Origin of the sequence: Streptomyces nogalater, from assembly GCF_039532885.1 — a bacterium.
Classification (GTDB): domain Bacteria; phylum Actinomycetota; class Actinomycetes; order Streptomycetales; family Streptomycetaceae; genus Streptomyces; species Streptomyces nogalater.
Window position 1 is genome coordinate 106,373 of sequence record NZ_BAAASM010000043.1, and the last position, 8,286, is coordinate 114,658.

General features: G+C 71.5%; 9 protein-coding genes. 2 read left to right on the forward strand and 7 right to left on the reverse strand.

Going from position 1 to position 8,286, the window contains the following annotated elements; translation table 11 throughout:
- Window positions 1-24: 24 nt before the first annotated feature.
- From ABD350_RS27455 to ABD350_RS27480, 6 genes are all read right to left on the reverse strand, one after another.
- Window positions 25-510 carry an Lrp/AsnC family transcriptional regulator gene (locus ABD350_RS27455; protein ID WP_344351207.1) on the reverse strand — a complete coding sequence of 162 codons (486 nt, stop codon included), beginning with the start codon at window positions 508-510 and terminating at the stop codon, window positions 25-27.
- Window positions 511-544: 34 nt separating this feature from the next.
- Window positions 545-724, reverse strand: a complete 180-nt coding sequence (locus ABD350_RS27460; RefSeq protein ID WP_344351210.1) for a hypothetical protein — start codon at window positions 722-724, stop codon at window positions 545-547.
- A gap of 124 nt (window positions 725-848) precedes the next feature.
- Window positions 849-1,799, reverse strand: a complete 951-nt coding sequence (locus ABD350_RS27465; RefSeq protein WP_344351213.1) for a cytochrome c oxidase assembly protein — start codon at window positions 1,797-1,799, stop codon at window positions 849-851.
- A gap of 126 nt (window positions 1,800-1,925) precedes the next feature.
- Window positions 1,926-2,951, reverse strand: a complete 1,026-nt coding sequence (locus tag ABD350_RS27470) for a 6-phosphofructokinase (protein WP_344351216.1) — start codon at window positions 2,949-2,951, stop codon at window positions 1,926-1,928.
- Between the two features lie 261 nt (window positions 2,952-3,212).
- Window positions 3,213-3,941: a type 1 glutamine amidotransferase gene (locus tag ABD350_RS27475; RefSeq protein ID WP_344351219.1), complete on the reverse strand. Its 729-nt coding sequence runs from the start codon at window positions 3,939-3,941 to the stop codon at window positions 3,213-3,215.
- Window positions 3,942-3,962: 21 nt separating this feature from the next.
- Window positions 3,963-5,201: a MurT ligase domain-containing protein gene (locus tag ABD350_RS27480; RefSeq protein ID WP_344351221.1), complete on the reverse strand. Its 1,239-nt coding sequence runs from the start codon at window positions 5,199-5,201 to the stop codon at window positions 3,963-3,965.
- Window positions 5,202-5,354: 153 nt separating this feature from the next.
- Here ABD350_RS27480 and def point away from each other — a divergent pair, with 153 nt between their 5' ends.
- Window positions 5,355-5,912: a peptide deformylase gene (gene def / locus ABD350_RS27485; RefSeq protein WP_344351224.1), complete on the forward strand. Its 558-nt coding sequence runs from the start codon at window positions 5,355-5,357 to the stop codon at window positions 5,910-5,912.
- A 145-nt stretch (window positions 5,913-6,057) separates the two neighbouring features.
- On the opposite strand, the gene ABD350_RS27490 is transcribed toward def, so the two are convergent.
- Window positions 6,058-6,702, reverse strand: a complete 645-nt coding sequence (locus ABD350_RS27490; RefSeq protein WP_344351226.1) for a TetR/AcrR family transcriptional regulator — start codon at window positions 6,700-6,702, stop codon at window positions 6,058-6,060.
- 165 nt (window positions 6,703-6,867) lie between these two features.
- Here ABD350_RS27490 and ABD350_RS27495 point away from each other — a divergent pair, with 165 nt between their 5' ends.
- Window positions 6,868-8,097 carry an acyl-CoA dehydrogenase family protein gene (locus ABD350_RS27495; protein WP_344351228.1) on the forward strand — a complete coding sequence of 410 codons (1,230 nt, stop codon included), beginning with the start codon at window positions 6,868-6,870 and terminating at the stop codon, window positions 8,095-8,097.
- The last annotated feature ends 189 nt before the right edge of the window (window positions 8,098-8,286 follow it).

The following is an 8,286-nucleotide window of genomic DNA, read 5'->3' on the forward strand; positions in this document are numbered from 1 at the left end:
CCTGCGCACGCCCCCGCTGCCCGGTCACTCCGGGGCCGCGTGGGAGGCGCCCGCCTCCGGGCTCTCGGGCAGCAGATGGGACAGCACCATCACACTGATCGTCTTGCGGATGAACGGCTCGGCGCGGATCCGCTCCAGCACCTCCTCGAAGTGCTCCACGTCCCGGGCCCGCACGTGCAGCAGCGCGTCGGCGCCGCCGGTCACCGTCATGGCCGCCGCGATCTCCGGGTGGTTGCGGACCACCTCCGCCAGCCGCCGGGGCGGGGCCGCGCCCTCGCAGTAGACCTCGACGTACGCCTCCGTGCGCCAGCCCAGCGCGGCCGGTCTGACCGTCGCCGTGAACCCGGTGATCACCCCGGTCTCCCGCAGCCGGTCCACCCGCCGCTTGACCGCCGTGGCGGACAGCCCGACATCCGCGCCGATCTCGGCGAAACTCGTACGGGCGTTCGCCATGAGCGCGGTGATGATCCGGCGGTCCAGCTCGTCGAACGCGGGTGTCCTGCTGTTCATGCGGGCACTGTAGCCAGCCCCCGCGCGCCGCGGCTCAGGACCGGGTGACGATCATGGCCAGGGTCAGCAGCCCCAGCACCACCCAGCCGAACCACAGCCAGCCGTTGCTGCCGAGCGCGACCGTGTAGGCGGTCACGAGGACCAGCCCCCCGGCCGTGAGAGCCCCCATCGCCTTGGTGGAGCCGTTCGTGGAACCGTTCGTGGAACCGGGCATCGCGGCACCTTCCTCGTGGTCCGTCTTCGACCATGGTGCCCCGGTCCCCGCCCGGCGGGACAGGGCGGGGATACGGCGACGGGCCGGAGCCCGGTCGGCTCCGGCCCGCGCGGGACACCCCGGCTCAGCCCTCGCGGGCGCTCAGCGAGGCCAGATAGGCGTTGTAGGCCTCCAGCTCCTTGTCGCCGTCCCGGTCGGCGGCCCGGTCCTTGCGCTTGGCCTGCCGCTGCTCGGAGCGGTACCACTGGAACAGCAGCGCGATCAGCACCAGCACCGACGGGATCTCGCTGAACGCCCAGGCGATGCCGCCGGCCGAGCTCTGGTCGGACAGCGCGTCGATGCCCAGCGAGGCCGGCGGGTGCTCGAAGGTCTCCACCATCGGCGTCGACGCCATCATCAGCGCGATACCGAAGAACGCGTGGAACGGCATGCCCGCGAACAGCTCCAGCATCCGCATCAGGTGGCCCGGCCGGTGCGGGCCGGGGTCCACACCGATGATCGGCCAGAAGAACACCACACCGACCGCGAGGAAGTGCACCATCATCGCGATGTGCCCGGTCTTCGAGCCCATCAGGAAGTCGAACAGCGGGGTGAAGTACAGGGCGTACAGGCTGGCGATGAACAGCGGGATGGTGAACGCCGGGTGGGTGATGACCCGCATGTACCGGCTGTGCAGCAGCATCAGCAGCAGCTCGCGCGGCCCCTTGCGGTCCTTGCCCGCGGCCGGCAGCGCGCGCAGCGCCAGGGTGACGGGGGCGCCGAGCAGGATCAGGATCGGCGACAGCATGCTGATCACCATGTGCTGCACCATGTGCACGCTGAACATGACCATGCCGTAGTCGTTCAGCTTGGTGCACATCACCAGCGCGATGGTGAGCACGCCGACGACGTACGACACCGTCCGCCCCACCGGCCACGCGTCCCCGCGCCGCCGCAGCCGCACCACACCCCATCCGTACAGGGCCAGTCCGGCCACACAGGCGACGAGAAAGAACGGGTCCGCCGACCACTCAAGCCCTCGCCCCAGCGTGAACGGCGGCAGATCCATCATCATGCCGTGCCCGCTGTGATCCATCCGCCGGCTCCTGTTTCGTGGGGGTTGTGCGAGTTGTCCGCCCCCAAGAGTAGAACCGCCCCCGGTCCCGACGGCGACCGGGGGCGGGTTGTTCTCCCGTGAACTACAGCACGCGTTCCTGCCGGACTACAGCACGCACTCCGCCTCGGCGTACCGCTGCGCGGGAACCGTCTTCAGGGTCTCCACGGCGTCGGCCAACGGCACCATGACGATGTCGGTCCCGCGCAGCGCGGTCATCGCGCCGAACTGCCCCCGGTGCACCGCCTCCACCGCGTGCCATCCGAACCGCGTGGCCAGCACCCTGTCGTACGCCGTGGGCGTCCCGCCCCGCTGCACATGCCCGAGGATCACCGGCCGGGCCTCCTTGCCGAGCCGCTGCTCCAGCTCGACCGACAGCTGCCGGGCGATGCCCGCGAAGCGCTCGTGGCCGTAGACGTCCTTGCCGCCCTCGTCGAAGTCCATGGTGCCGGGGCGAGGCTTGGCGCCCTCCGCGGCGACCACGATGGCGAACCGCTTGCCCGCCGCGAACCGCTCGCCGACCTTCCGTGCCAACTCCTCGATGTCGAAGGGCCGTTCGGGCACGACGACGGCGTGGGCGCCGGCCGCCATGCCGGAGTGCAGCGCGATCCAGCCGGTGTGCCGGCCCATGACCTCCACGATGAGCACCCGCTGGTGGGACTCGGCGGTGGTCTTCAGCCGGTCCAGGGCCTCGGTCGCCACGGTCACCGCGGTGTCGAAGCCGAAGGTGACATCGGTGACCGCGATGTCGTTGTCGATGGTCTTGGGCACACCCACGATGGGCAGACCGTTGTCCGACAGCAGCCGGGCCGCCTTCAGGGTGCCCTCACCGCCGATCGGGATGATCGCGTCCAGGCCCAGTTCCGCGACATGGCCCCGGGCCCGCTCCACCCCGTCCCGCAGCTGCTCCGGGCGGACCCGGGAGGAGCCGAGGATGGTGCCGCCGCGGGCCAGGATGCCGGCCACGGCGTCCAGGTCGAGCTTGCGGTAGTCGCACTCCAGGAGGCCCTTCCAGCCGTCCCGGAAACCGATGACCTCGTCGCCGTGGTCGGCGACGGCACGGTGCACGACGGACCGGATGACGGCATTCAGGCCGGGGCAGTCGCCGCCGGACGTGAGGACACCAATACGCATAGCCCGAATTACCTTCTCAACGTGGGCCGGGTGACCGGACCACGTTGTCCGGCGGATTCCCGGCCACCCTACCGGCGCGAGGGGGTGACTCCGTAGCGGGCGTCCGCCTGCTGGACGCGCCCGCACATGTGAGCGGACGAGCCGTCAGGCGGGCCCGCCGGGAGTCTGCCGGGCCACGCTGAAATCCCGTTGACGGGACGGTTACGGGGGCTGCCGTCCAGCCCCTTTTCAGCCGGTCGCGCGGGTCGCCGGGCGGCCGGGTTACGCGGGCTGCTGGGCCGACGCGATGCGCTCGTTGCGCAGCGCCTCGTACCAGCGGTCGTCGATCGGCGGCAGCGCGTTGACGTCCAGCGCCAGCTTCAGCAGCAGGTCGGCGATGAGCGGGTTGCGGGCGAGGACCGGCCCGTGCATGTACGTGCCGAACACGGTCCCGTTGTACGCGCCCTCCGTGCCGTCCCCGGTGCCGTTGCCCTTGCCGATCTGCACCCGGGCGAACGGGCGGGCGGTGGGGCCGAGGTGGGTGACGCCCTGGTGGTTCTCGAAGCCGGTCAGCTGGGGCAGCCCGAGCTGCGGGTCGATGTCCGCGAGGACGTCGCCGACGCACCGCTCGCCCTCGCCGCGCACCGACACCACGTCGAGCAGGCCGAGGCCCGGCTCGCGCTGGCCGAGGTCGTTGATGAACTCGTGGCCGAGGATCTGGTAGCCGGCGCACACCGAGAACACGATCGCGCCGTTCTCCACCGCGCGGTGCAGATGCCCGTCCCGGCGCAGCCGCTCGGCCGCGAGCCGCTGCGGGCGGTCCTCGCCGCCGCCGATCAGATAGATGTCGCCGGAGGTCGGGATCGGCTGGTCGCTGCGCACGTCGAGCCGGGCCACGTCCAGGCCGCGCTGCCGGGCCCGGCGCTCCACGACGAGGGCGTTGCCCTGGTCGCCGTAGGTGCTCAGCAGGTCCGGGTAGATCCACACCAGCCGCAGTTGGTTGTCGCTCATGAGGTGATCGCCCTTCGAAGATCAGTTGCCGACACGGCGGCGCAGGTCCTGGAACGCGGTGTAGTTCGCGATGACCTCGATCCGGCCCGGCGGGCACATCTGCACGGCCTGGTCGAGGTTGTCGCAGACCTGGAAGTGCTGGTTCGCGACCTCCAGACGGACGGCGAGGTCCAGCTTCCGGTCACCGATGACGAAAATCGGGTGGCCGGTCAGCCGGGTGTAGTCGACGTCCCACAGCCAGGAGGTGTCGGTGCCGTCGGCCCCGCGCGCGTTCACGGACAGGATCACCGGCGCCGGCGGCGGGTCGATCAGGGAGAACGTCTCCAGCCAGCCGGCCGGGTTCTTGGCCAGCAGCAGCCTGAGGTCGCGGTTCTGGAACTGCACCACGTCGTACCGGCCGGCCACCGCCTGCACCTGGTACATCCGCTCCAGCGCGACCTGCGGCGGCACCCCGAAGACGGCGGCGACGGCGGCGGAGGACGTGGCGTTGGCCTTGTTGGCGCGGCCCGGCAGCTGGAGGTGGATCGGCCAGGCGGACCCGTGCGGGTCCAGCACGTGGTCGCCGGACAGCGCCCAGGTCGGCGTGGGCCGGCGGAAGCCGCACTCGCCGCAGAACCAGTCGTCGCCGGGGCGCTGCATCACACCGCCGCACGACGGGCAGGACCAGGCGTCGTCCTTCCACATCTGGCCGGCCGCGACCCAGACCACGTTCGGGGAGGAGGACGCGGCCCACACCACCAGCGGGTCGTCGCAGTTGGCGACGATGACCGCCTTGGAGCCGGCCAGGCCCTCGCGCCAGTTCTCGGCGAGCATCCGGGTCTCGGCCGCGCGGTCCAGCTGGTCCCGGGAGAGGTTCAGCAGGGCGATGCACTTGGGGTCGGTGTCCCGGGCCACCCCGGCCAGGTACTTCTCGTCGACCTCGATGACGCCGAACTTCGCGTCCGAGCCGCCCGCGAGCGCGGAGGTGATGCCGGCCGGCATGTTGGCGCCGAGCGCGTTCGACACCACCGGGCCCGCGGCGCGCAGCGCCTCGGCGATGAGCCGGGTGGTCGTGGTCTTGCCGTTGGTCGCCGACACCAGGACGACGTCCAGGTTCTGGGCGAGCCGTGCGAGCAGGTCGGGGTCGAGCTTCAGCGCGACCCGGCCACCGATCACCGACCCGCTGCCGCGCCCCGCGGCGCGCGATGCCGCAGCGACCGCCTTACCCGCGGTCACGGCCAGCTTGGCCCGCGGCGTGAGCGGGTCCGAGTTGCCTGCCATCAGTTCTCGATCCTCCTTGCGTACGCGCCGCGCCTGGGGCCATCCGGCAGCGTGGTGGGACCCTCAGCCTATCGAGATCCGTTCACACACCCGAATTCCGGCCCACGCCTTCGCGCGGCGGGCATGAGCTGAAGGAACCGTACCCTTGCCGCCATGCGACACGGTTCCATTCCGGGCGCCCGCGGGCGCGTCCGGCCTCTCACCCTGCTCGGCGACGCGGCGCTGCGCGAGCCCTGCCGGGACGTCACCGACTTCGGCCCCGCCCTCGCGGCCCTCGTGGAGGACCTGTTCGCCACGATGTACGCGGCGCGCGGCGTCGGGCTGGCGGCGAACCAAGTGGGCGTGCCCCTGCGGGTGTTCGTCTACGACTGCCCCGACGACGAGGACGTGCGGCACCTGGGTCATGTGGTGAACCCGCGGCTGGTGGAGGCGGACGGTGTGGTGATCCGGGGCCCGGAGGGCTGTCTGTCGCTGCCGGGTCTGGAGGCGGGCACCGAGCGCTACGACCACGCGGTGGTCGAGGGCCGGACGGTGACCGGGGAGCCGGTCACCGTGCACGGCACCGGTTTCTTCGCCCGGTGTCTGCAGCACGAGTGCGACCACCTGGAGGGAGGGATCTACGCCGACCGTCTGACGGGGTGGCGTCACCGCAGGCTGATGCGGCAGATCTCCCGCGCCTCCTGGCACCGGGGGAGCGGTACGGCCCGCTAGCGCGGCGGGCGGGCGCGGCCGGGTGCCGGAATTCGGGTGAGGCCGGGTGCCGGAATGCGGGAGCGGGCGGGGGACGCGACCCGGGGGCGGCCGGGGGTCGGAATCCGGGTGCGGCCGGGGGGACGGAATCCGGGGGCGGCCGGGGTCAGAATCCGGGGCCGCCCAGCCGGTCCCCGGCGGCGGCCAGCCGTCCCCACAGCAGATCGGCGAGGGAGCGCACCAGGTCGGCCCGGGAGCAGGGACGTTCCCCCAGCCACCAGTCGCCGGCCGCGTGCATCATCCCGACGATCCCGTGGCCCCACACCCGGGCCAGTTGCCGGCTGTCCGGTCCGAGGTCCACCCGCTCCTCGATGACCTGGGCCAGTTCCTCGCCCATCCGCCGCAGCAGCGGCACCGAGTGCTTGCCGACGTCGAAGCCCTGCTCCCCGCCGGCGCTGCCCTCGGCCGGGTGCATCAGGAACCGGTAGACCTGGGGGCGCGCCTCGATCGCGGCCAGGTAGGTGTCCAGGGTGGACTCGACCCGCTCGCGCCGGCCGGCCGGCGCGTCCAGCGCCGCCCGCAGCGAGGCCAGCAGGGCGTCGGTGTGCCGCTTGGCCAAGGCCGCGTAAAGACCGCCTTTGTCGCCGAAGTGCCGGTACAGGATCGGTTTGGTGATCCCCGCCTCCGCCGCGATCGCGTTCATCGACGCCTGCGGGCCGTCGCGCAGCACCACCCGGTCGGCGGCCTCCAGCAGCTCGCGCCGTCGGCGCTCGGCGGACCGCTGCTGCTCGGTCCGCTGTGTGGTGTCCATGTGCTCTCCCCACCCGTGCTGATTCGGTGACGCCTGCGCAAACTAACACTGACGGCGCCCCCGGCATCGAACGGGAGCCCGAGGCGGTGGGGCGGTTGACATTCCTACCGGCCGGTAACAGACTCTCGTTACCGTTGGTAACATCGCACCGCCGCTGGAGGGGACATGGCCGAGTTCACCATGGAGCTGAACGACGAGCAGAAGGAGGTCCGGGACTGGCTCCATGGCTTCGCCGCGGACGTGATCCGCCCGGCGGCGGCCGAGTGGGACGAACGCGAGGAGACGCCCTGGCCCGTCATCCAGGAGGCCGCGAAGGTCGGCATCTACTCCCTCGACTTCTACGCGCAGCAGTACTTCGACCCCACCGGCCTCGGCATCCCGATGACGATGGAGGAGCTGTTCTGGGGGGACGCGGGCATCGCCCTGTCCATCGTGGGCACCGGCCTGGCCGCCGTGGGCGTCCTCGCCAACGGCACCGACGAGCAGATCGGCACCTGGATCCCGCAGATGTACGGCGACCAGAACGACGTCAAGGTCGCCGCGTTCTGTTCCTCCGAACCCGACGCCGGCTCCGACGTGGCCTCCATGCGCACCCGTGCCGTCTACGACGAGGCCAAGGACGAGTGGGTGATCAACGGCACGAAGACCTGGGCGACCAACGGCGGCATCGCCAACGTTCACGTGGTCGTCGCCGTCGTCGACCCCGAGCTGGGCTCCAAGGGCCACGCCTCCTTCATCGTCCCGCCGGGCACGCCCGGCCTGTCCCAGGGGCAGAAGTTCAAGAAGCACGGCATCCGCGCCTCGCACACCGCCGAGGTCGTCCTGGACGACGTCCGGGTGCCCGGCTCCTGCCTGCTCGGCGGCAAGGAGAAGCTGGACGAGCGGCTGGCCCGGGCCCGGGAGAAGGCGAAGGCGGCGGGTGGCGAGCGCGTGAAGAACGCGGCGATGGCCACCTTCGAGGCGTCCCGGCCGGCCGTCGGCGCCATGGCCGTGGGCACCGCACGGGCCGCCTACGAGGTCGCCCTCGACTACGCCAGGACCCGCGAGCAGTTCGGGCGGCCGATCATCGACAACCAGGGCGTGGCCTTCCAGCTCGCGGACATGCGCACCCGGATCGACGCGGCGCGGCTGCTGGTGTGGCGGGCCTCCTGGATGGCGGTCAACGGCAAGCCGTTCACCGCCGCCGAGGGCTCCATGTCCAAGCTGTTCGCCAGCGAGACCGCGAAGAAGGTGACCGCGCAGGCCGTCCAGATCCTGGGCGGCAACGGGTACACGCGGGAGTACCCGGTGGAGCGGATGCACCGGGACGCCGCGATCTACACCATCTTCGAGGGGACGAGCGAGATCCAGCGGCTGGTCATCGCCCGGACGCTGTCGGGGATGCCGATCCGCTAGTACTCCAGTCAGAAATCGTTGCCTGAGCTGGTCCTTCTTCGGTAGTGGCGGTGGCGGGTGATCGCTTGGTGTTGTCTGCGCCAGAGGGACCAGTTCAGGGCGTGGACGACTGCTCCGAGGCGGGGTGTCGGGCGGGGCAGGAGAGTGTCCAGGAGTCTGCGGACCTCTGCCACCGTGAAGCGGATGGTG